The following is a 22955-nucleotide window of genomic DNA, read 5'->3' as shown; positions in this document are numbered from 1 at the left end:
GTGCGAAGCACATGATATAACATGGATATTATCAATAAACTGAATGTGGTACTGAATAAAAAGCAGAAGAGACAGGTGGCGGTCCTGCTTGTTCTCATTATCATCGGGGCAATTCTGGAGACGGTCGGTGTCTCTATGATACTGCCGATTGTCACGGCGGTCGTCGAGCCGGATGCCTTTACGGGCAACAAACTGGTCATCCTGATCAGTAATCTGCTCGGTCTGGAGAGTCTGGAAGAGTTTGTGATCACGATGATTATAGCCCTGATCGTTATCTTTGTGTTGAAAAACATGTATCTGCTGTTTATGTATCATGTACAGCATACGTTTATCTGCAACAGTCAGTTTCTGATCTCCAGAGACCTGCTCCGCATCTATTTTAATAAGCCTTATGAGTTTTATCTGAATGCCAACACTTCGGACGTGCTGCGAACGGTATACAGCGATACGACGGGAGTCTTCTCTCTGCTGCTTGAGTGTATCCAGTTCATGTCTGAGTTTGTCATTGCGATCTGTCTCGGACTGGTGCTGCTCGTCATTGATTTTCAGATGATGGTTGTCATGTGCGTCGTACTTTTTGGCGTCACCGGGCTGATTGCACTGATCTTCAAACCGAAGCTGGGACGGATCGGGCAGGAGGCCAGAGTGCGGCAGAGCCGTATGTATAACAGTATCATCCAGTCGATCATGAGTATCAAGGATGTCAAAATCTTTGCCAAGGAGGACTCTTTCCTGGAGGAATATGAGAACAATGGCAAACTGTTTTATGACCTTTCCAGAAGTCAGAAGGTGCTTGGCTCTGCGCCGCGTCTGATTATTGAAAGTGTTTGTATCGGCGGGATTCTCGCCTATCTTGGTGTGATGATTGCGCTCGGTCAGAGTGTGACGAGTATGCTACCCCAGCTCTCCGCCTTTGCACTGGCGGCGGTGCGTCTCATGCCCTGTGCCAACCGGATGAGTACGTACCTCGCCAATATCGCCTATTATAAGCCGACGCTTGATTTCGTATATGAGAATGTGGAGATGCCGCAGCATGTAAAAGCAAGCGCTCGCAAGGGTTCTGAAACTTGTGAAGACTGTGGATCAGTGGCCAGGGACGGACATGCCGGAGGCAGAGACAGTGAGGGGAAACTGCCGCTTTGCAGTGAGGTGACGATCGAAGGGATCAGCTATCAGTATCCGAATTCCGATAAAAAAATATTTGACAATGCTTCTATGCGGATTCCGGTCGGGAAATCGGTCGGTATTGTCGGGAAATCGGGTGCAGGGAAGACGACGCTCGTCGATATTATGCTCGGACTGCTCGATGCACAGTCCGGCCGGGTATTATGCGACGGGGTGGATGTGAACGCTGATTATGCGGGCTGGCTGCATAATATCGGTTATATTCCGCAGACGATCAATCTGATTGACGATACAATACGGGCAAATGTGGCGTTCGGTATTCCGCGGGAAAAAGTCAGTGAGAAACGGGTGTGGGAAGTGCTGGAGGAGGCGCAGCTCACCTCATTCGTACAGGAACAGCCACAAGGGCTGGACACAGAGATCGGAGAGCGCGGCATCCGCATGTCCGGCGGGCAGAGACAGCGTCTGGGTATAGCCAGAGCGCTCTACCATAATCCGGAGCTGCTTATTCTCGACGAAGCGACTTCTGCTCTGGACAATGACACAGAGGCGGCGATTATGGAAGCAATCAATCATTTCCACGGACGAAAGACGATGCTGATCATTGCTCACAGGCTGAAGACGATCGAGAACTGCGATATGATTTTTGCGGTGCGAGACGGCAAGATCGTTCAGGAGAATCAGAATGAACATTAACTTATTTTTTCAGGGGTATGATTCCGTAAACGGGTATCAGACTTCTATTCTGAAAGAGATCGACGAACAGGTTCATTTTCACAGATGTGTGCTGACGAGCCGGGACAACGATGGCAATGACAGTTACGATCCCGCAAAATATGAAACAGTCGACTATGATATGTGCGCCAATGCCAGATATGAGCAGAAAATGGATATGAATGGTCTGCTTCCCCTTGACCGGGAGATTCTGTCAGCAATGGAGCCATATGAGCCTGTGGCAGTAAAGATGCTCTGCCGCATTACCGATTTTGATATATTCACGTATGATGAGGCCAAGCGGTTTTACCTTCATCATCTGCGGTTTTGGAATGACGTATTTATGAGAAATGAAATCAATTTTGTCTTTCTCACCGGGATTCCACATCATACGCACGACTATATCATCTATGCGTTGACCAGGGCGAGACAGATTCCCATGTGCATTCTGGCGCCGACCCATCTGCCGCACTGGTGCTTTGTTGGCAATGATCTGTACCGTTTGTATGAACGGCTGGATAAGACTTATGAGGACTACGAGCGTCAGGGGAAGAGAGGCGGAGATAAGCAGGTAACGCTGCCAGAGGATGTGGAGGCTTACTATCAGGCGTTGCTGAAAGAAAATAAGTTGCAGAAGATGAAAGTGATGCTCGGTTCCGGCAGCCGGAAAGAACATGCCAAAAAAGAAAAACGGCAAATCATGGGATATGTGATGCGGGATAAGATATGGAAGCGTCAGCTCTCCCGGGTAAAGCATGGGCTTGCAGGCGCGCTGCGGGAGAGATCGGCCGCGCCCTGGAAGGAAAGTCTGGCATGGATGAGAAAAGATGCCTACTGCATTCAAAAGGTGCGGCATAAGCTGAGACACTGTGCTACGATCGATGATTATGAGAAAATGGCCGTAATGCCGGAGATGGAACATGAAAAGTATGTATTATTCCTGCTGCATCTGCAGCCGGAGGCGACGACACTGCCGCAGGCAGGGGTATTCGCAGAGCAGGAGCTTTGCGTGCAGCTGCTTGCACCGGTTCTGAAAAAATATGGCATCCGGCTCTATGTAAAAGAACATTTTGTACAGCCGTATCGGATGCAGCGTTTTTATGAAGATCTGCGGGATACGGACAATGTCACGCTTGTGAGCAGTGAGGCGGAGTCGGTCGATCTGCTGGAGCACTGTGTGGCGGCGGCGACGCCGGCAGGAACCGTATCGATCGAGGCCATCGCCAACGGCAGACCGGTTCTGGTATTCGGACACGGCGGATTTGAACATGGACCGGGCATCTATCAGGTCGGTAATGAGGCGCAGTGCAGAGCAGCCATCGAAGAAATCCTGAGAGGCGGAGAAATATCGGCCCTGTCCGTGAGAAACTATTTCCGGGCCTTTGCGGACAGCGGTATCTGCATCTATTCCCCGATCGAAGGCGCCGATCCGGACTTAGTGGAACAGAGCAGAAAAGAGGTTGTAAAGCTGGCAGTGGAAGAGATACGGAAAGGACTGGGAGTATGAAAAAAGTGTTGGTGACAGGGGCGGACGGATTTATCGGCAGCCACCTGACGGAATATCTGATGGAACAGGGTCTGGAAGTGAAGGCCTTTACTTATTATAATTCTTTTAATTCCTGGGGATGGCTGGATAGCTTCCCCAAAGAGAAACTGGATGAACTGGAGATCTTTCAGGGAGACATCCGGGACCCGAACGGTGTGCGGGAGGCAATGAGAGGGACAGACGGTGTGTTCCATCTGGCGGCGCTGATCGCCATCCCATTCAGTTATCACTCCCCGGATTCCTATGTGGATACGAATATCAAAGGAACGTTAAACGTCCTGCAGGCAGCGAGGGATCTGGATCTGGAGCGGGTATTGATAACATCCACTTCGGAAGTATACGGCACGGCGCAGTATGTGCCGATCGACGAAAAGCATCCGTATCAGGGGCAGTCACCGTATTCGGCGACGAAGATCGGGGCTGACCGGCTGGCAGAGAGCTTTTACCGGAGCTTTGAACTGCCGGTGACAATCGTCAGGCCGTTCAACACATTCGGACCGAGGCAGTCGGCAAGGGCGGTCATTCCGACGATCGTCTCCCAGCTTTTGGCGGGAAAGGAGCAGATCAGACTCGGTTCGCTGACACCGACAAGAGACTTTAATTATGTGAAAGACACAGCCAGCGGCTTTTACGAGATCGCCAGATCAGAACGGACGGTCGGCGAGGAGATCAACATCGCCACGCAGAGAGAGATCAGCATCGGCGATCTCGCAGAGGAACTGATCCGTCAGATCAATCCGCAGGCACAGATTGTCTGCGATGAGCAGCGCACCCGTCCGGAAAAGAGTGAAGTCAACCGGCTGCTCGGCTCTAATGAAAAAATCAGACGGCTCACGAAGTGGCAGCCCCGCTATACGTTTGAACAGGGACTGGCGGAGACGGTCGAATGGATCAGACAGAACACGAATATTTATAAGGCAGATATTTATAATGTATGAGAAGAGGTATGATAAATTAGAAACACTCTGTATCTCGCCGGAGTGTTCCATTCTGGAAGCAATCAAAGTGCTGGATGAGACGCATGAGCGGATTGTGCTCATCGTGGAAGACCGCAAACTTCTCGGCGTTTTGACTGACAGTGATGTCAGAAAACTGATCCTCAAAAGCCAGGATATGACGGAAACCGTGACGGCGGCGATGACAAAAAAACCAGTCTGTGTCACAGAGGAAGACGCGCACCGGGCGGTCAGCCTGATGGAACGCTATGGCATCGATGCGATCCCGGTGATCGACCGGAGCGGTATGCTGCTGGATCTTCTGTTCCGTTATGAGACGCCGGGGAGAAAGCGGCGCTGTGAAGAGAAGACGCAGGCGCCGGTCGTCATCATGGCGGGAGGCAAGGGGACCCGCCTTTATCCTTATACACAGGTGCTTCCAAAGCCGCTCATTCCGATCGGCAAGACGACGATACTGGAGCAGGTGATCGATTCGTTCCGTGAGGCGGGATGCAGCCGGTTTTATCTGTCTGTCAATTACAGAAAGAATCTGATCAAGGCGTATATGCAGGATCTGCATCCGGCCTATGCGGTCACATATCTGGAGGAAGAAGATTTCCTTGGCACTGCGGGCAGTCTCTATCTCGTCAAAGAGGAAATCCAGGAACCGTTTTTTGTCAGCAACTGCGATATATTACTGGATGTGGATTATGGCAAGGTCATGAAGTTTCATCGCTCTCATGGCAATGTGATCACGCTGATCACTTCGCTGAAAAATTACACGATACCCTATGGCGTTGTTAATATCGGCAGAGGCGGACAGATGGAAAGTCTGTCGGAGAAACCGGAGATGAGTTTCCTCGTCAACACGGGTGTCTATGTCCTTGATCCGCAGGTACTTCAGCTCATACCGAAAGAAGGGTTTATGCACATTACCGATCTGATCCAGGTCTGTCTGGACAGAGGCGAGCATGTGGGCGTCTACCCGATCACAGAGAAGGCATGGGAGGATATGGGAGAGTTCTCCTCAATGGAAGAGATGCTGCGCACACGGGAGATCCGCGAGCAGTCAGACAGGTAACATGCGCGGAGGGTATGGATACAGGAATATGAACAGAAAAATTTTGATTACGGGCGCCGGGGGGTTCATCGGTACGGCGCTGGCAGATTATTTGCGGGAGCGGGGCGTACAGGTGATGGCGCTTACTTCCGCAGAGCTGGACATAACGGACAAGCGGGCGGTGGAAGCGCTGCCGGTGAAGCAGATCAGACATATCGTGCATCTGGCAGGCAGGACATTCGTGCCGCGAAGCTGGGAGGCGCCGGCGGAGTTTCTCGAGACAAACACGTTCGGCACGCTGCATATGCTGGAGCTGTGCCGCAGATATGAGATCTCGATGACATATATCAGCGCGTACATTTACGGGCAGCCGCAGTACAATCCCATCCGGGAGACCGACCGGATCTGTCCGAACAATCCTTATGCGAAGTCGAAATATATGGCGGAAGAACTCTGTGAATTTTATGCCGGGCAGTTTGGCGTAAAGGTGAGTGTCATCCGGCCTTTTAATGTATACGGCAAAGGTCAGAAAGACCATTTCCTGATTCCGCAGATCATCCGGCAGGCGATGCGGGAAGACAGTGTCCGCGTGATGGATCTTTCACCGAGACGCGACTATATTTATCTGGACGATCTGCTGGAGGCCATTGCCCTGACAATAAAAAATGTGCGGGAATATGATGTCTTTAATATTGGCTCCGGTATTTCATATTCGGTGGCGGAAGTCATTGACCTTGTGCAGAAGATTGCCGGCAGTCATAAGCCTGTGGAATCTAAGAATGAGACACGTAAAAATGAACTGAACGACGTGGTCGCGGATATTACCCATGCCGGGGAGGTTCTTGGCTGGAGGCCCCGCCATACACTGGAGCAGGGATTGACAGAGATCATCAGGGCGGCGGTGAAAACAGTGAAATGACATATGTGTCATAATGGCAGGGAGGGCGGACATGAACTGGAACAGACATAAGATTTATATCATTGCGGAGATCGGCGGTAATTTTACGACGTATGAACAGGCGGCGGCGCTGATCGATGCCGCAAAGGAGAGCGGCGTCGATGCAGTTAAGCTGCAAAGCTACCGGGCGGAGACTCTGTCCAGCAAAAAAGCGGTTTTTGATATGGAAAACACAGGCGTCACCTCGCAGTATGAATTGTTTGACGAGTATGCGGTCGGAGAAGAGCTGCACCGGAAGGTGTTTGCCTATGCCAGGGAACGGGGACTGGACATCTTCTCTTCCCCGTCTCATAAGAGTGATGTCGACATGCTGGAGCGGCTCGGATGCGACGCCTACAAGATCGGCTCGGACGACGCGGTGAATCTGCCGCTGCTGCGCTATATTGCCAGGCTTGGCAAGCCGATAATTTACGCCACCGGTATGTGTACGCTGGAGGAAGTGAGAGAATCCGTCGATGCGATGCTGGCGGAGGGAAACAGCCGGATCACAATACTTCATGCGATCACCGCTTATCCGACGCACCCGGAGGACGTGAACCTGCGGGCAGTCCGGACGCTGCAGGAGGCTTTTCCGGGACTCGCAGTCGGCTATTCCGATCATACGCTTGGAACGACGGCCTGCATCTGTGCGGCGGCGATGGGGGCAAAGATGCTGGAAAAACATTTTACATGTGACAAACAGGCCGAAGGGCCGGATCATATGCACTCTGCAGATCCGCAGGAGATGCGGGCAATCGTGGACGCTGTGCGTATGTTTGAAGTCATGCGGGGCAGCGGGATCAAGATGCCGGCGAAAGCGGAGGCGGTGACGAGAAGGAATAACAGAAAGAGCATCGTGCTCTGTGAAAATGTCGGGGCCGGTGAGCCGATCAGGCCACAGGCGGTGGACATCAAACGACCGGGATACGGCATTGCACCGAAGTTTCTGGAACAGGTGATCGGCAGGCGGGCAGCCCGTGATCTGGAGAAAGAGGATGTTCTTACATGGGAGGATTTGGCGTAACAAGGAGGCGGCAGGATGAATGTATTAGCGATCGGGGCACATTTTGACGATATTGAGCTTGGCTGCAGCGGCAGTCTGAAAAAGCATGTGGACAGAGGGGACAAGGTAATTATTTATGTGGCGACAACTTCCGGCTTTGTCAGTCCGGATCAGGTGACGGTGCGCAGCGATGAAGCGGCGATGGCCGAGGGTGCGGCAGCGGCGGCGCTGATCGGCGGCAAACTGATCTGCGGCGGATTTGAGACGCTGAAGCTGGAGTTTGAGGATAATCTCAATGCACAGCTTGTAAAACTGATCGAACAGGAAAAAATCGATCTGATCTATACGCATGACAGGGAGGACGTGCATCACGATCACGCGGCGCTCGCAAGAGCCAGCTTTCATGCGGGCCGGCATGTGACAAGGATTCTAACCTATCACAGCAACTGGTATCAGTCCGACGTGCGGTTTACGCCGAACTTTTACAGTGACATCAGTGATACGTGGGAGACGAAAGAGGCGGTGATCCGGGCGCACCGGTCGGAGTACGAGCGGGTTGGAGACACGTGGATCAATTATTTCAGAAAAGAGGCCGAGAATCATGGTTATGTCTGCGGCGTGAAACTGGCGGAAGGATTCCGCTGTGCCAAATGGCTCGCGTAGACGTCAGGACCGCTGACAGACGATCATCACAGAAGGAGGAACCATGACAGGAATCATAATACAGGCAAGAACCGGGTCGACGAGACTTCCGGGAAAGATTTTAAAAGTCATTCATGACCGGACGCTGCTCGATCATATCATAGACAGGCTGAAATCGCTGAAAGAGGATGCAGTGATTGTCATTGCCACAAGTACGCTGACGGGTGATGACCGGGTGGAACAGTTTTGCCGGGAAAAGGATGTGCTCTGTTTCCGGGGCAGTGAGTCGAATGTGCTCAGCCGCTACTACAACTGCGCCAGAGAGCAGGGATTTGACCATATCGTGCGTCTGACAGCGGACAATCCCTTTGTGGATGTGGAGGAAGTGGACAGGCTGATTGCTTATCACAAACAGTGTGACAATGGGTTTACGGAATCGTTTTCGCAGCTTCCGATCGGTGTGGGAGCGGAGATATTCAGCTTCGCGGCGCTTGAGGAAGATATGGAAAAGGCAAGTATGCCCCATCACTTCGAGCATGTGGACGAATATATTTTAGAGAATATGGACAAATTTAAGACAGGGACACTGCAGGTGGCGCCGGAGAAAAATGCGCCGCAGGTCAGGCTGACGGTAGATACGCAGGAGGACTATGAGAAAGCCTGTTATATCGCGTCCCACAGTAAGACCGGTCTGGCGACGACGGAGGAGGCGATCGCTTTATGCTCGCAATATGCGTAGAATGTTCTCATCAGAGAGGGATGGGGCATCTGTTCCGTGCCCTCAATCTGATTCATATGCTGGAGCATCTGCAGGAACCGTATGTGCTCATCGTCAATGAGGATGCGGGGGCGCTGCGTATTCTGGAGCAGTGGTGTATCGCGGCGGTGACCGCAGACCTGCGTGACCTGACAAGCGACTGGGAAGGCGCTCTGATCAGAGAGTATCAGATCACAGTCTGGCTGAATGACAGGCTGGATACGTCTTATGTGACGGCCAGGCATGTGACAGACACCGGGATTCCCCTGTATACGATCGATGATATGGGGGAGGGGGCGGCCCTGGCAGATGGAAATTTTGCCAGTCTGATCTTTGAAGATGTGGAACGGGTGCCGGGCAGGAAAGTATATGCGGGGTGCGACTACCTGATTCTCAATCCACAGATTGAGACATACCGCCGAGAGAGAAGTAAAGTAGAAAATATACTGGTAACGCTGGGCGGAAGTGACACATACGGAGTGACACTGCGCGTGATGGAATTTTTCCGCCGGCATAAAGAATTACATAAAAAAATCACGATTCTTCTGGGGCCGGACGCCGTGATTGAGAGCGAAGTCAGGAGAGCAGCGGAGGGGACCGGGTTTACGGTCGTCTCTGCCGTGCCGTCGCTCATTTGCTTTCTGGCGGAATTTGATCTTGCCGTCACAGGAGGCGGTGTGACGGCGCTGGAGGCGGCGGCCTCCGGGCTGCCCTGTGTGGTCGTGGCTAATGAGATTCATGAGATCCAGATCGGACGCTATCTGGAGCGGCAGGGCTGTGCGCTGTTTGCGGGCTATTATAAAGAGATGGACCTGGAGAGAATCACAGAGATCAGAGACATCGGCGCCATGAGCAGACGGGGAATGGAGACGGTGAGCCTGTCCGGTGCAGCGCGTATCTGCGGGATTATGGGTATTGGCGGGATGGGAATTTAAGGTAACTGTGCATGAAGCGTTTGCAGTCATTGCGATTCGCAAGTCCCTGTAAAATCTGACAAAAAAGGAGTTTTCATGAGAGAGGAAGAGAAGACAGTCGTCATTCATCAGCCGGATTTTATGCCGTATCTGGGGTTTTTTGACAGGCTGCTCCATGCGGATACGTATGTCGTGCTGGAGACGGCGCAGTATGTAAACGGCACAAGCCGCAGCTGGATGAACCGGGATAAGATCAAGACGGAGAAGGGGGAGCAGTGGATCACGGTCTGCGTAAAGAAAGCGCCGAGAGAGACGCCGATCAAAGAGATTCTCCTGCTGGATGATGGAAAATGGCAGAAAAATAATCTTGGTCTGCTTCATCAGAACTACCGGAAAGCGGCATACTATAAAGAGATCATGCCCTATGTCGAAAAACTGTATGGAGAAGATTATGTTTATTTCTGGGACTTCAGTTTTGCCTCGATTAAAATGCTTCTGGAGTTGTTTGATATTACGGTCGACATTGTGTTTTCTTCCGATTTGCAGCCGCAGGGGAAGAACAATGAGATGATCGTGGATATTATGAATAAGCTGGGGGCGAAGACGTATCTGTCCGGTACAGGGGCGGCGGACTATTATGATCCGGCTGTCTATGAGCAGGCTGGAATACGGGTTTTGTGGCAGGACTTCCGGCATCCGGTCTATCCACAGCAGTTCGGGACATTTATTCCATATCTGAGCAGCATTGATCTGTTGTTTAACTGCGGAATTGAGAGATCGAGAAAGATACTACGGGGATCATCTGATGAATCATACGAAAGATTACAGGAAGTACGAGCGGATATTAAAGATTGTTGACGGAATCGCAGTGGGCGCAGGGTGTTTTTTTCTGCTCTGTATCTTTCTGGAGGCCCTTCATCCGGCTATTTTGGGTGACGAGACGTTTTCCATGAAACTGGCGGAGAAAAGTTATGCGGACATTGTGCGGTATACGGCACAGGACGTACACCCGCCGCTTTATTATTGGATCCTGAAGACGGTTCTTTCGATTGGAAATCTTTTTTCCATAAATCCGGTGATCTCGGGTAAGCTGGCTTCCGTCATACCATGGATTTTACTGACTGCCGTAGCCTGGTTTCGGATCAGAAGGGAGTTTCCGGGTACCTTTGGCATCTTCTTCTTATGTCTGACAGGGATGCCGCAGATGATGCGGTATGCGGTGGAGATCAGAATGTATGGCTGGGGAATGTGCTTTCTGGTGCTTGCCTATCTGGCACTTTGTAAAATTATCCGGGGAGCGGAGGAATGGCGGCAGTATGTATGGTTTGGTCTGTTTGGCCTGCTGGCAGCCTATACGCATTATTTTTCCTGCGTGGCCGCGGCGTTTTTATATCTGAGTCTCGGTCTGTATCTGTTTCTGTATCGGCGGAAAAGTCTGAAAAAATGGCTGCTGAGCGCGGCGATCGCGGTAATTGGCTATCTGCCATGGCTGCCGGTTATCCGCCGTCAGATGGGTGCGGTGAAGGCTGACTATTGGATTGAGAAGATTTCTCTTTCCACACTGTTTTCATTTTTCCAGTTTTTATTCAATCCGAAGGTGTATCGCTGGCACAGCGGAACGATATTGGGGTTTCTCACCTTTTTACTGTTAGCAGGTACAATCGTTCTGCTATGGCGGTGCAGTGGGGAAGCAGGCAGAGAGACTGCGTTTTGTGCGACCACGGGGGTGGGCGTCCCCTTTTTTATCATTGCGGTCGGTGTGGCGGCTTCCATCTGTATGAAGCCAGTACTTGTACAGCGGTATCTGTTTTTTGGACTGGGCACACTCTGGCTCGGCTTTGCCATTTCCATTTCCAAACGGAAGAATCCTCTGCTGAAGACCGGAGTCCTCGTGTTTCTGCTCTGTGTGACGACGATGAATCTGACACATTTTATGAGAGTGGAGCGGGAGAGTCGGGAGGGCTGGCAGCAGATAGAAGCCCTTTTGGGGACGATACGGGAAGGCGACGTGATTCTTGCCAATCTCGGACAGACACGGCTTGCGCTCAGTTATGCGATGCCGGAGACGCAGGTCTGCTACTACTGGAGGCAGCAGACGGAAGAATTATTCAAGGAGATGTTTGGCAATCTGACAGATACGAGAGATGAAGCCATGATTCTCTCTTACCTGACGGACGAAAACCGTATTTATTTTTTTGATACGCTTGACAATGACGAATTTCATTTCAAAGAGGACTGCTCTGACCGGAATGTATTTTTCACAGATGCGGGAATCCATTGCATTGAAGATGTGAGAGTGCAGGTGTACATAATAGAAAAAGGAGAATAGCATGTTTATTGTTACATCAGATCCGATCGACTGGATATGGGGAAAAATGAAACGGATCGCGCCGAGTGTCCGCTGGACGTTTGCTCTTACCTTCTTATCGGGTATCCTTGTCCACTTTTACTGTATGAGCCATAAGTTTTTTAATTATTTTGAGATGGGCAATATTTTTTCTTATATGCCTTTTTTACAGGAGGATACGGTGGGACTGGGACGCTGGTTTATGCCCATCGCCACCAATCTGTTTACGAGTTTCAGTATGCCGGTGTTTAACACGCTGATTTCACTCTTTTACATGTCGCTGGCTTCGGCGCTGATCGTAGATCTGCTTGAGATCCGCTCAAGAGCGTATGGCGTGCTGTTCGGTCTTGTATTTGTCACCTTTCCGGGTCTGACCTGTGTCCTTTCGTTCGGGGTCAACTGCGATGAGATCACGCTGGCGCTGTTATTGTCCATTGTCTCGGCCTATACGTTTTACAAATGGAAGTTCGGCATGTTCTGGGGCGCTTTATTTCTGTGTCTGTCTCTCGGCGCGTATCAGCCTTATATGTCGGCGACGATCGGTGTGATCTATATGATGCTTTTTCTGAAAGCCTACCGGGAAACCTGTGACTGGCGTTCGTTCTTTCTGATGACGATAAAGGCTGTGGCGATGCTGGCGGCGGGATTTATCCTGTATTATATGATCTTACAGCTGGCGATCAAAGTGACGGGAGCGGTTCTCAGCGATTATCACGGGGTGGATGACATGACGTCCTTTACGCCGAAAGGGATCGCCAAAGGACTGGTATATACGTATGGTTATTTTCTGTCTTATTTCTTCACGACGGCTTATACGTACACTGTAGACCGGATTGTATGTAACGTGGTGGGCGCCGCAGCGTTTTTTGCGCTGCTGTTTTCGAGGCTGCGGACGGCGCGCCTGAGTGCGGAGGCTGATGAAACTGTCAGGCGAACCGCGGCGGACGCGGCAGGGGACTGCGGAAATAAAAGAAGTGACCGCTGTTCCAATGTTTTGTTGACGATTCTCTTTTGCTGTCTGCCACTCGGTGTCAACGCGGCTCCTTTTCTGATGGCGGACCGGGTAGGCGCAGGCGTTGACCGGTATATGATATTTTCGATGATGTTTCTCTGGGCGCTGCTTCTGGCGATGCTGGATGTGTGCAGAGGAGAGAAAACGACATTTGCGTCATTTAAAGCGAAAAATCTGATACAATGGGCAGGGGTGCTGGCGGTTTCGGCTTCTGTCCTGTCGGGATTTGTGATCAGCAACCAGGCTTATCACCGGATGGAGGCGATGACAGAGACGACAGGCGCACTGCTGAACCGGATTGTGGCCCGGATGGAAGAGCAGCCGGAGTGGAACAGGGAGATTCCGGTCTATTTTGTCAACTGCCGGGCGCTTGTCAATCAAAATTATGAGGTGGAGATTCCGGAATATGAGGCAATCAGAAATATGCCGGGCACCTATCTGAGATCCTCCTACAGTGAGGAGGCGGTTGTGAATTATCTGGAAGTGTATCTGCATTTTCCGGTGCAGGAGGCGACACAGGAGCAGCGCGAACGCGTGGAGAAAAATCCGGCATTCTCGCAGATGAAGAGTTTTCCGGCAGAGAGCGCGGTGCAGGTGATCGACGGTGTGATGGTGGTTAAAATCAGTGAAGGGGAAGAATACTAAATGCAGAGTTTATCAATGAAACAGTTGTCTGTCGGTCAGAAGGCAGAGCGGGAATTTCCTGTGACGCAGGAGAGCGTGGCGGCGTTTGCAGAAGTCTCACAGGACAGCAATCCGCTTCATCTGGATGAAACTTACGCGAGTAAGACAAGATTCGGAAGGAGAATTGCTCATGGGATGCTGACCGGCAGTTTTATCTCTGCGATGATCGGCACAGAGCTCCCGGGAGAGGGCTGTATCTATATGAAACAGGAGCTGACGTTTCTGCGGCCTGTTTATGCCGGCGATGTTGTGCGGGTGGAGATCGTGGTGTCGCAGCTGCAGACGGAAAAAAAGCGTGCAGTGCTGTCTACAAACTGCTATAATCAAAACGGAGAACAGGTCATTGCCGGAACTGCTCTGGTGAAACCGAAGGAGGAATGAGAAATGCCAGTATTATCATATATGGACAATATCTTCAAGCTGAGTCATTGTTTTGTCAACAGAGATTACAGCGGCATCAGAGAAGAGATTCTGTCAATGAAGGAAGAGCTCAATTACAGATATGAGGAGGGCGGGGAAGTGTGGGGCTACCAGATTTCCAAAAATATACCGGTCTCCGGGCTGTATGGCTTTGACGCTTATGTGGTGAGATTTTATTTTACGAAGATCGATACGCTGCACAACGAACATCAGGAACAGATCATGGAGAAAGTGTTCGTGGCACTGAAACGGGAAATGCAGATGTGCAAAGGGTATTATAATCTGCGTCTGCCGGCGCATGTCGTAGATGTGCTCAAAGGCTTTAACAAATATCTGTCAGGCGGTATCTTCTGCGGGGGAACGGTCGAGCAGGTCGTGAGCGGCAGGGAAGTGGAAATTCCGAGACGGGAAGGAATCCGCGTATTCTTTGCGGAGCGTGCCTATCTGAAAGAGCACAGAGAACAGCTTTTGCAGATGACGTATTCTTCGTTTGCCTCTTATCAGGGACAGTATCATATCTCTTCCGTAACCGATGAAAAAGCGGGAGTGATCTATGAAAACTGGATCGAGAGCTATTTTGAAAACTTTGAGGATAACCGTATTTTTGTAGTCGAATATGAGGGAGAACCAATCGGCTTTTGCACGATCGGGGAAGACGAGCACGTCGTGGAGGGACAGCTCTCGGCGATCTCTTCCGTACACCGGAAACTGGGAGGCTACCGGACGTTGATCTCTTCGCTCATCAATTATGCCTATAAAAACGGCAAGAGCTTTACGGCGAGTACGCAGTTTGACAATTATATTGTGCAGGGAACGTGGAATTCTCTTGGCATGAAGCCGTACTTTTCCTTTTATAACTTCCATTTTGACAACAGATAAAAAGGGGACTTTAACATATGAGCAGTATCCTGTATCTGGTGCTGCCCTGCTATAACGAGGAAGCTGTGCTTCCCGCCACGGCAGAGGCGCTGGAACAAAAATATCATAGATTGCTGGATGAGGGTAAGATCAGCGGTGAGAGCAGAATCATGTTTGTCAACGACGGCTCCGGGGACAGGACATGGGAGATGATCACGGAGCTGTTTCACAGAAATCCGATCTTTTGCGGTGTCAATCTGTCTCGCAACCGCGGGCATCAGAACGCGGTGCTGGCGGGACTGTTGACGGCCAGAGAGAAAGCGGATGTCGTGATCTCCATTGACGCGGATCTGCAGCAGGACATCGAGGCCGTCGATCTGATGCTGGAAAAGTATGAGCAGGGCTGCGATGTCGTATACGGCGTGCGCAATACGAGAAACACCGATGGCTTTGTCAAGAAAAATACCGCCCTCGGTTTTTATAAGATCATGCAGTTTATGGGCTGCGAAGTCATAACCAACCATGCGGACTACCGTCTGATGTCGAAGAGAGTCATTGACAGTCTGGCCGAGTATGGGGAAGTGAATCTCTTTCTGCGGGGGTTGATCCCGACGATCGGCTATCCGTCGGACATTGTCTATTTTGATGTGCGTGAGCGGCAGGCGGGTGAGTCCAAGTATACGATGAAAAAGATGCTTTCTTTTGCGGTCGATGGGATCACGTCGTTCAGCATCAAACCGCTGCAGTTGATTACGCTGCTTGGGTTTTTGATGCTGCTCGTGAGTGTTGTGATGATTGTCACGACATTGTTTGACTATTACACCGGTCGCACGGTGCCGGGGTGGGCGTCGAGTTATTGTTCCACCTGGTTTATTGGCAGTGTGCAGCTTCTCTCACTTGGCATCATCGGTGAATATATCGGGAAGATTTACATGGAGACGAAACAGAGACCGAGATACCATGTGGAGTCGTATCTGTGGCGCGGCGGCCAGCAGGAAGGTGAACAAAAAAGGACGAATCAGGAATGAAGAGAACCGGAATCAAACAGAAAGACAAGCTGGTAAAGGCGGGTCATGAAAAAAATATTATATTTCATGCGGATGATTTCGCGGCTAATGAGGAGATTTCTCGGCATATTCTCGACTGTCACACAAAAGGAGCGCTCACATCTTTAAGCGTACTGGCCAATAGCGCATATCTGGAGCCCTGCATGGAAATGCTGGCGCCATATCGGAAAGAAATTGCTGTGAGCATTCATTTTAATCTGGCGGAGGGGCATTGTCTGTCTGATCCGTCACAGGTGCCGCTGCTGGTGGATGAAAGGGGCATGTTCCATATTTCTTTTTTTAAAGTTTTGCTGCTTTCTTATACCGGGAGGCGCGGAGAGCTGAAACGGCAGATCAAAGCGGAGATGCATGCCCAGCTGGAACGGATGCTCCCCCACGTCGATACCTTGCGGATTGACAGTCACCAGCATTATCATATGATACCGCTCGTATTGTCGGGCATACTGGAGGCGGTGGAAGAAGTGCGCAGAGAATATCCACAAGAACCGCTGCCGGTGGACTATGTGCGGATTCCGGCGGAGCCTCTGGCGCCGTTTGTAAGGCATCCGGAGTTTTATGCCACATACAGGCCGATCAATCTGATCAAACATATTGTTTTACATGTATTGAATCAGATGGACAGGAGACTGCTTGCGCCTTACCGGAGTAAGAGCGCCGTATTTTTTGGCATTCTGCTCAGCGGAAAGATGGACCTTCGCCGCGTATCGGCGCTGCTGCCGGAGTTTCGGAAGATCGCGGAGCGGAAGGGACTGCCGCTCGAAGTGCTCTGTCATCCCGGCGGGGTCAGGAAGGCAGAACGGCTGATGGATATGGAAAATAAAGATTGTGTGGAGTTCTATACTTCTGACGGCAGAAAGATCGAAAAAAATATGATGAGGAAGGTGAAAGCGGACTGATACTGATTACAGTCCGCTTTCCTCTTCCTCAGCCTGTCTGAAACGGTGCAAAAGCTCCGGATAAGTGGTGAAATGGTATTGTGTTTTCAGGATTCTCCAATTTTGATCACGACCGTATCCCCGATCTGTGTCACGCCGGAAGCCGCAGGCCAGCAGTCCATATTGCGGAATGTCTCGGAATCTCGTATCCTGCGCTGTTCTTCTTTCGTACAATTTTCCAGCTTTAACCCAAAATAAGTGTCCATCATCGCCGCAAAATGTGCCTGTTCGGAGATGAGATAACTGTCCCGGACGCCGGCCATCGCCGGCGGAAGCATCAGGGAGATCGTGTCATAGTCGTCAAAGTGACCGATGACGCACAGCTTTCTTGCAGACGGAAAATCATCCAACTGTTCGATGCGGTCGGTCATGCGGGATACGAGAGCGAATGTCTTTTCGTTGCTTGTAGTCAGATAGAGGTAACTGATATTGTCTGTCAGTGCGAAACTGAAAATGTGCAGTCCGGTTATGAGCACACAACCCCAGGCCAGCACAAGGCCGGGGAAATCAGGAGCCTGAAAAGCGGCGGCTATCGTTGACTGCCGGTGCACATCAAAGCGCTGATCCTGCGCCTCTTCGCCGGGAAAGAATCTGTCATAGAGCAGTACAGGCAGCAGATAGATCAGGCTGAATCCGGCGTACATAAGCATATAGTAGCGAACATCTGCGGACAGGAAATAGATCATCGAGCAGACAAAGGGCATGGCGGCAAAGCAGAGCGCAATCATCAGCAGAGACGCAGGCTTTCGGTAAAGTGTCTGCTTGCGGACGATGCGCACGATGAGAAATAGCAGCAGCAGAAACAGGACGCCGTTGAGCATTTTATAAAAATTCACGCGGCCGAGAGGGCCAAAAAAGAAATAGGCAAAGTCGATCAGACAATTTTTTACGGCCAGCACAAACCCGGGGCCGTCCGGCAGAGACATGGCGGAAATACCGTTGTAGTCGCTGGCTGCAATGCCCTGGACGGCGGTCAGCAGTCTGTTGCATAAGAAATAGAGAAGCGTGCCCAGACCGCCCATCAGCAGAAAACGGATCCATATGGGCAGCAGTTCTCTGACGGAACGTTCGCTCTGCATCAGTTGTAAAAGGGTCCATGTCAGTATGAGCATGACGGCGAAGGAGACATAAGCCTGATAGGAGCCATAGGAAAAAGCAAGCAGCAGCAGTCCCGGCAGAAAGCCTTTTTTGTATTTTAATGTCACAAGTACGGCGAGTGTGGCGCACAACTGTGCGAGAAAGTAACCGTCAGCCGTGTACATGTAGGCAAAGGTACTGGCCACACTCGGAAAAGAGACGGTCAGGCCACAGACGAGGAAGATGCTTGTCCGTCTGCGGAGCGCGAAGAGCTCCGTCAGGCAGACACAGGTCAGACTGAGGTAGAACAGGGAGAGCAGGCCATTGATCCACTGCAGATCATAGTAGGAGCCGATCCCGCAGCTGATTGTGAGGAAACAGCGGCCTAAGTGGATCGTGTTCTGGCTGTTGTAAAAATTATAGACGGAATCCCAGGTGAGCAGATGATTCGTCAGCCGGTACAGATGGAATAATAACCCCATGCAAAATGCAGAGCGGAAAGCGAACCGCCAGTCTTTTTTTATTTTCTGTCTGATCAGTGGAAAAAAATGTTCCGGATACATACAAGACTCCTTCAGAGAGTGTGGTTTACAATTATGACATATTCTGATTACAATGAAACGGAAATATACACCGCCGGCCTGATCGGCGGACATATATCTTAATATAGTATATCATGGAGAAAGGCACAAGGGAAAATTCCGTTCAACTTTTGCTTAGCGATGTGTCCGACATATGCTCTTTGTGGTAAAAGTTGTCAATTATTTTCGAATGTAGTATAATTCTAATAATTACGTGCATCAATATATATTGAGGAAGAGGCATATGCAGACGGAGCGAAGGAGCAAAATCATTGAAATATACGGAATCTTACTGACAGACTGTCTATGCGTCATTCTGTCTTATTTGCTTGCGCTGCTGCTGCGCTACGGCTCCTTTGCGCAGACAGACCATCCCGATACGTATGTGCTCGTCTGTGTGTGGATTCTGCTCTTTACCGTATTATATGACACACTGATCGGCAGCGGCAGGAACTTTCTGCGCAGGGGATATTATGTGGAGGCCAAATCGATCACCAAGCAGATCGTCTGTCTAGTGATTTTTCTTGGATGCAGCCTGTTTCTGTTCAAGGAGGCTGAGAATTTTTCCAGACTTGTCTATGGCTATTTTCTGATCGGAAATACGGTCCTGATGCTGGCTGCCCATGAGGGACTGAAAAAGCTGCTGCGGGTGCGGTGCCGGTCGGAGAGAGGAAGGACGAAGGTGATGGTGATCACGGACGCGGCCAGTGCGCAGAGGATCGTGCCTGCGCTCGTATCCGGCACGGAGTATGACTGTGAGATCTGTGCGGCCGTCGTGTGGGACGGAGGCAGGGAGATGACAGAGATCGACGGTGTGCCGGTTGTCGCGGACGGTAATAATGTGATCGCCGTTTTGAAAAATATGCCGATGGATGAAGTGTTCATCCATTTGCCGGAGGCCGGAAAAAGTGTACGGAAGCGGCTCATCATGGATCTGGAAGCCATGGGTGTGAGCTGTCATTATAATATCGATGTGTCGGAGCTTGATGTGCGGGCACGCAGCGTCGGAGAGTTCGCAGGTTTCACCGTTGTCACCTATGCGATTCAGCAGATTGATAACAGGCGGGGAATGATCAAACGGCTGATCGACATCTGCGGCAGTCTGGCCGGCCTTTTAATAACAGGTGTTCTGTATCCGTTTGTGGCTGCGGCGGTCAAATTGGATTCTCCGGGGCCGGTCGTGTTTTCGCAGGTGCGTATCGGCAAGAACGGCCGCCGTTTTCGGATCTATAAATTCCGTTCGATGTACATCGACGCAGAAGAGCGGAAGAAAGAGCTGGAGGCGAAGAATGAAATGCAGGGGCTGATGTTCAAGATGGAAGATGATCCCCGTGTGACAAAAGTCGGAAAGTTTCTGCGCAAGACAAGCATTGATGAGCTTCCGCAGTTTCTCAATGTGCTCAGAGGAGATATGAGCCTTGTGGGGACAAGACCCCCCACCGAGGACGAATTTTCCAGGTATACGCCTTATTACCGGCGACGGCTCTGTATGACACCGGGGCTGACCGGTCTGTGGCAGGTCAGCGGCAGGAGTAATATTGATAATTTTGATGATGTGGTGAAATATGATCTTCACTATATCGACCACTGGTCGCTGAGTCTGGACATAAAAATATTGTTTCAGACAGTATTTGTCGTACTGTTTGGAAAGGGAGCAAGATGAAAAATAACAGAAAAATACTGATTATTGTGGAAAACCTGCCGGTGCCTTTTGACACGCGTGTGTGGCAGGAGGCCACGACCCTTGTGGAAAACGGCTATACGGTATCGGTCATCTGTCCGAAAGGAAAGGGCTATGAAAAAGAATACGAGAAGCTCTCAGGGGTGCACATTTACCGGCACGATCTGCCCGCTGAGGGCAGCGGCCCTGTAGGTTATGCGAAGGAATACGGCTGTGCCTTATGGTCGGAATATCGACTGGCGAAGAAAATCTATCAAGAGGTCGGTTTTGATGTGATCCATGGATGTAATCCGCCGGATGACATATACATGGTAGCCGGCAGATTCCGAAAATATGGTGTCAAATACGTGTTCGACCATCATGACATCTGTCCGGAGCTGTTCGAAGCCAAGTTCGGCAGGAAAGGTCTGCTGTACAGGAGTCAGACATGGCTCGAACGACAGACATACCGGCACTGCGCATTTGCCTTTGTGACGAATGAGTCCTATAAAAAGATCGCGATCGAGCGGGGCGGGATGGACCCGGAAAAAGTGTACGTGCTGCGCAGCGGTCCCCGGCTCGAACGGCTGAGGATTCAGCCGCCAAGGCCGGAGCTCAAGGGCGGCAGGAAATATATGGTCGGTTATCTCGGGGTGATCGGTAAGCAGGAGGGGATTCCCTATCTGCTGAAAGCGGCCCGGTATATCCGCAGGAAATGGAAGCGGGACGACATCTGTTATGGTATTGTCGGCGGCGGTACCTCGCTGGAAGAGCTGAAGGCCCTGTCTGTGCGGATGGGGATCGACGATATTGTGACCTTTACCGGAAGGGTCCCGGATGATGTGATGCTGGATTATCTGAATACGGCGGACATCTGTGTCAATCCGGACGAGTACAATCCGATGAACGATAAATCCACGATGAATAAAGTGTTGGAATATATGGCGCTTGGCAAGCCGATCGTACAGTTCGACCTCACGGAAGGGCGGTATTCCGCCGGGGCGGCTTCGCTGTATGCGAAACCAAATGACGCAAAAGATATGGCGGAAAAGATTGTCGCTCTTTTGGACGACGAGAAAAAGAGACAGGAAATGTCAGAGTTTGGACGCAGACGTGTGGTGGAAGAACTTTCATGGGAGCATACGAGTAAGGCGCTGCTGAAAGGGTATGAGGACTTTTTTGCGTCGCTGAAACGACAGCGGTGAAGAAAGTGGGGAAAAGGATGAGAAGATCGTCTTTATCAGAGTTGACCGGACGAGTTTTTTGTCGTTGTTTGATGACGAGAGTTTTATAAAAGGAGAAAAACATTGAAGATCAGTATTTTTGGAATGGGTTATGTTGGCTGTGTGGGCGCCGCCTGCTGCGCGAAACTGGGACATCATGTCGTGGGCGTCGATGTGTCGGAACATAAAGTGGCTCTGATCAATGAGGGCCGTCCCACTATTATCGAGAAAGATATTGACGCGCTCATAAAGCAGGCGCGGGAGGCGGGTATGGTGGAGGCCACCACCGACGCGGCATATGCGGTGAAACATTCCGAGATCTCTTTTATTGCGGTCGGCACGCCGAGCAGCAAGGAGGGGCATCTGAATCTTGACTATATCTATAAAGTAGCCGGTCAGATCGGAGAGGCGCTGCGGCAGAAAGAAGGGTTTCATATCGTGGCCATACGCAGTACGGTTCTGCCGGGAACGAACCGGAGAATCGGCGAGATCATTGCGGAGGCTTCCGGACGGGAGCGCAACCGGGATTTTGCCATTGTTTCGAATCCGGAGTTTTTGCGGGAAGGGACGGCGGTTCATGATTACTTAAATCCTCCCTTAACTTTGGTGGGAGCTGACAATGAGACAGCCGTAGAGAAAATGCGTATGCTGTATCAGGACATTCCCGGGGAATTTATCGCTACGGATATTAAAGTGGCAGAGATGATGAAATACATCAACAATACGTATCATGCGCTGAAGATTGTCTTTGGCAATGAAGTTGGCAATATTTGTAAGGCACTGGATGTGGACAGTCACAAAGTGATGGAGATCTTCTGCAAGGACACACAGCTCAATATCTCTCCCTATTATTTCAAGCCAGGCTTTGCCTATGGCGGGTCCTGTCTGCCGAAGGACTCGAAGGCGCTGCGGACACTGGCGCGGGACTACTATGTGGATGTACCGGTGATTAATGCAATCGAGGAGAGCAACGAGATACAGAAAAAACGTGCGGTTGAACTCATTATGGAGAAGGGCAGGCGCAGCGTTGGCATTCTCGGGCTCAGTTTCAAGGCGGGTACGGACGACCTGCGATGCAGTCCGATCGTGGATGTGGTGGAGTCTCTGCTCGGCAAAGGGTTTGAGCTGCATATTTATGATAAAAATGTCAAACTTTCTCAGATTACGGGCACGAACCGGGACTTCATCATGGCGAAAATCCCTCACCTGCAGCACTTTGTCTGTGACGATCTGGACAGTGTGGTGTCGGCGTCCGATGTGCTTGTCGTCACGAACAAGGAGGCGGAATTTGCCGATCTGCTGGAACGGTATCCAGGCAAGATCATCGTGGATCTTGTGCGGGCGTGGAAAGAAGTGGACTATGCCGGCAATTACGAGGGGATTTCCTGGGGCAATATCAATACCAATGAGAAACAGAGTCAGAAAATAGAGAAAGATATGGCGGGGACGGAGTTTTAG

Annotated in this window: 20 protein-coding genes; 19 read left to right on the top strand and 1 reads right to left on the bottom strand. The window is 50.9% G+C overall.

All coding sequences use genetic code 11. The annotated features are described in order from the left end of the window. Positions 1 to 21: 21 nt before the first annotated feature. The 16 genes from V1224_13435 to V1224_13360 all read left to right on the top strand — a co-directional run bounded on the left by V1224_13435 (position 22) and on the right by V1224_13360 (position 16917). Positions 22 to 1821: an ABC transporter ATP-binding protein gene (locus tag V1224_13435; protein WWR15462.1), complete on the top strand. Its 1800-nt coding sequence runs from the start codon at positions 22 to 24 to the stop codon at positions 1819 to 1821. Beyond that, positions 1811 to 3346: a hypothetical protein gene (locus V1224_13430; GenBank protein ID WWR15461.1), complete on the top strand. Its 1536-nt coding sequence runs from the start codon at positions 1811 to 1813 to the stop codon at positions 3344 to 3346. The genes V1224_13435 and V1224_13430 overlap by 11 nt, the downstream gene beginning before the upstream one ends. After that, on the top strand, positions 3343 to 4323 hold the full coding sequence (locus V1224_13425) for an NAD-dependent 4,6-dehydratase LegB (GenBank protein ID WWR15460.1): 981 nt from the start codon (positions 3343 to 3345) through the stop codon (positions 4321 to 4323). The genes V1224_13430 and V1224_13425 overlap by 4 nt, the downstream gene beginning before the upstream one ends. Beyond that, positions 4316 to 5401, top strand: coding sequence for a nucleotidyltransferase family protein (locus V1224_13420; GenBank protein WWR15459.1), 1086 nt, complete (start codon positions 4316 to 4318; stop codon positions 5399 to 5401). The genes V1224_13425 and V1224_13420 overlap by 8 nt, the downstream gene beginning before the upstream one ends. A 28-nt stretch (positions 5402 to 5429) precedes the next feature. Next, the gene (locus tag V1224_13415) at positions 5430 to 6299 is read left to right on the top strand and encodes an NAD(P)-dependent oxidoreductase (GenBank protein WWR15458.1); all 870 of its coding nucleotides are present in this window, start codon (positions 5430 to 5432) and stop codon (positions 6297 to 6299) included. Positions 6300 to 6330: 31 nt separating this feature from the next. Continuing rightward, on the top strand, positions 6331 to 7341 hold the full coding sequence (locus V1224_13410) for an N-acetylneuraminate synthase family protein (protein WWR15457.1): 1011 nt from the start codon (positions 6331 to 6333) through the stop codon (positions 7339 to 7341). A 15-nt stretch (positions 7342 to 7356) separates the two neighbouring features. Beyond that, positions 7357 to 7983 (top strand): PIG-L deacetylase family protein, encoded by a 627-nt coding sequence (locus tag V1224_13405; GenBank protein ID WWR15456.1) that lies wholly within the window; start codon positions 7357 to 7359, stop codon positions 7981 to 7983. Between the two features lie 43 nt (positions 7984 to 8026). Beyond that, a complete protein-coding gene (locus V1224_13400) occupies positions 8027 to 8701 on the top strand; it encodes a glycosyltransferase family protein (GenBank protein WWR15455.1) in 675 nt (224 codons plus the stop codon). After that, positions 8683 to 9654: a hypothetical protein gene (locus V1224_13395; protein ID WWR15454.1), complete on the top strand. Its 972-nt coding sequence runs from the start codon at positions 8683 to 8685 to the stop codon at positions 9652 to 9654. Before V1224_13400 ends, V1224_13395 begins: the two co-directional genes overlap by 19 nt. Before the next feature lie 75 nt (positions 9655 to 9729). Beyond that, the gene (locus tag V1224_13390; protein WWR15453.1) at positions 9730 to 10491 is read left to right on the top strand and encodes a WbqC family protein; all 762 of its coding nucleotides are present in this window, start codon (positions 9730 to 9732) and stop codon (positions 10489 to 10491) included. Then, entirely contained in the window at positions 10439 to 11962 is a 1524-nt protein-coding gene (locus V1224_13385) for a hypothetical protein (protein ID WWR15452.1), read from the top strand. The genes V1224_13390 and V1224_13385 overlap by 53 nt, the downstream gene beginning before the upstream one ends. A 1-nt stretch (position 11963) precedes the next feature. Next, a complete protein-coding gene (locus V1224_13380) occupies positions 11964 to 13637 on the top strand; it encodes a glucosyltransferase domain-containing protein (protein WWR15451.1) in 1674 nt (557 codons plus the stop codon). Then, a complete protein-coding gene (locus tag V1224_13375; GenBank protein WWR15450.1) occupies positions 13638 to 14057 on the top strand; it encodes a MaoC family dehydratase in 420 nt (139 codons plus the stop codon). Between the two features lie 3 nt (positions 14058 to 14060). Beyond that, the gene (locus tag V1224_13370; protein WWR15449.1) at positions 14061 to 14975 is read left to right on the top strand and encodes a GNAT family N-acetyltransferase; all 915 of its coding nucleotides are present in this window, start codon (positions 14061 to 14063) and stop codon (positions 14973 to 14975) included. A 17-nt stretch (positions 14976 to 14992) separates the two neighbouring features. After that, positions 14993 to 15982, top strand: a complete 990-nt coding sequence (locus V1224_13365) for a glycosyltransferase family 2 protein (protein ID WWR15448.1) — start codon at positions 14993 to 14995, stop codon at positions 15980 to 15982. Continuing rightward, positions 15979 to 16917, top strand: coding sequence for a ChbG/HpnK family deacetylase (locus V1224_13360; GenBank protein WWR15447.1), 939 nt, complete (start codon positions 15979 to 15981; stop codon positions 16915 to 16917). The genes V1224_13365 and V1224_13360 overlap by 4 nt, the downstream gene beginning before the upstream one ends. A gap of 86 nt (positions 16918 to 17003) precedes the next feature. On the opposite strand, the gene V1224_13355 is transcribed toward V1224_13360, so the two are convergent. Further along, complete coding sequence (locus V1224_13355; GenBank protein ID WWR15446.1) at positions 17004 to 18515, bottom strand: glucosyltransferase domain-containing protein; 1512 nt, start codon at positions 18513 to 18515, stop codon at positions 17004 to 17006. A 343-nt stretch (positions 18516 to 18858) separates the two neighbouring features. Between V1224_13355 and V1224_13350 the strand changes: the two genes are divergently transcribed. The 3 genes from V1224_13350 (at position 18859) to V1224_13340 (ending at position 22955) form a co-directional block, all read left to right on the top strand. Further along, entirely contained in the window at positions 18859 to 20277 is a 1419-nt protein-coding gene (locus V1224_13350; GenBank protein ID WWR15445.1) for a sugar transferase, read from the top strand. Continuing rightward, positions 20274 to 21479 (top strand): glycosyltransferase family 4 protein, encoded by a 1206-nt coding sequence (locus tag V1224_13345; GenBank protein ID WWR15444.1) that lies wholly within the window; start codon positions 20274 to 20276, stop codon positions 21477 to 21479. Before V1224_13350 ends, V1224_13345 begins: the two co-directional genes overlap by 4 nt. Before the next feature lie 102 nt (positions 21480 to 21581). Further along, the gene (locus tag V1224_13340) at positions 21582 to 22955 is read left to right on the top strand and encodes a UDP-glucose/GDP-mannose dehydrogenase family protein (GenBank protein ID WWR15443.1); all 1374 of its coding nucleotides are present in this window, start codon (positions 21582 to 21584) and stop codon (positions 22953 to 22955) included.

Source organism: Lachnospiraceae bacterium JLR.KK008 (assembly GCA_037015955.1).
GTDB lineage: Bacteria > Bacillota > Clostridia > Lachnospirales > Lachnospiraceae > VSOB01.
Note: the sequence above shows the minus strand (reverse complement) of the source record. Positions and strands in the feature narration are given on the sequence as shown.